General features: G+C 36.4%; 3 protein-coding genes. All 3 read left to right on the top strand.

Annotated features, from left to right (window positions below; translation table 11 throughout):
• Window positions 1-386, top strand: a 386-nt coding sequence (locus QM536_08950) for a hypothetical protein (GenBank protein ID MDI9357134.1), incomplete at its 5' end; no start/stop codon positions are given.
• Window positions 371-1,093, top strand: coding sequence for a hypothetical protein (locus QM536_08945; GenBank protein ID MDI9357133.1), 723 nt, complete (start codon window positions 371-373; stop codon window positions 1,091-1,093). The genes QM536_08950 and QM536_08945, both read left to right, overlap by 16 nt.
• Window positions 1,094-1,127: 34 nt before the next feature.
• Window positions 1,128-1,367: hypothetical protein (locus tag QM536_08940; GenBank protein ID MDI9357132.1), on the top strand; the 240-nt coding region annotated here is incomplete at its 3' end.

Below are 1,367 nucleotides of genomic sequence, written 5' to 3'. Positions count from 1 at the left end.
TATTGTTAGGAATACTATTCATAGCAATAATAGTATGTACTCCCTTTCTATTTGGGGAGGAAGGGTGTGATGATGGTTTTCATGAAGTAGCAAATTCTGTGGATCAAAATATACAGAATGATGCTGATAATAATAGTAGTAATAGTAGCAAAGGAATAAGGTTAGGAAAAAAGAAAGAAAACTCTTCCACCGTTGTAAATATGCAGCAGGCGTATGAAAGCTTAGATCAAAAAGCAAATGGAGCTCTATCCCGCACTGCTTCCACAGTAAGGACTACTCACTATTATGTAAAGTTTAAGCCAAATACCGATGAGGATATGGAGAGATTAAAACAAGATACCATAATATCAAGTTTTTATTTCCCTTCCCTGTGGAATATGAAATAATAGGAGAAAAAGGAAATTACCGAGAACCTTCTGTTCCTGATAATAAACCCACATGGCATTATACCGCTGTGAGAGTTGATTATCAGTTTCCACCCAATATTCCATACGAGATATTAGAAGATCTCTATCTACCTAAAGAAGATGCAACATTAGGTTCTCAAAATAGCAGAAACAACGAAGATGATTCTTTTATACATGCTTTAGAGGATGAATCTATGTTCTTAACCAAAAATATTGCTATGACAGAAGCAACGGCAAACCAACGCCTTAACTGGACACTCCTACCACCTCCCTATAGACCAAGAGGATATATTAAAATGTGGGATGCAGAAAATAATTTGATAGGAATACAAGGAGTAGAAGTAAGAGCAGGTTATTGGTATTATTATAGCACAGGCATAACGAGTAGTGGAGGTAACTATGAATGCAATAATACTTTTAGATACGCAGTTCAATATTATTTGGATTGGGAAAAGTATCATTTTGCTATAGAACGAGATAATGGTTATCAGGTTGCTGCCTATTGGGGACTAGATCAAAAAGCCGATTGGAATCTGGTTATTAGTCGTGATACTGATGAAGAACAGTGGAAATATGGGGAAATGTACCGAGCGGCTTATAAACTGTATTATGGATATATAGTAGAAATGAATAGACCACCTGAAAACTGCCCTGTTTGTGACCAAATGGATATCCAATTAGAATAGAGCAACAACTGGTGGACTTGCACATACCTGGGATATGTTTTTCTGGAGACAGTGTTATATAGGTTATAATACAAGTTACCGCAATATCTATTATGCCACTGCTTATGAACTCGGTCATCATATACAGGTAGAACATACGGGATGGAGTGATATGGATAATTCAGAAGAATGTGTCAAAGAAAGCTTTGCAACTGGTATAGGATGGTATTTTACCGCTGAAGCCTACTCAAGAAGTTATGGAAATTCCAGTACTTATAGACGAGGAAACATTTTT

It is taken from the genome of Chitinophagaceae bacterium, from assembly GCA_030053935.1.
Classification (GTDB): domain Bacteria; phylum Bacteroidota; class Bacteroidia; order Cytophagales; family JASGCU01; genus JASGCU01.
This window is presented reverse-complemented; position numbering and strand designations above follow the sequence as displayed.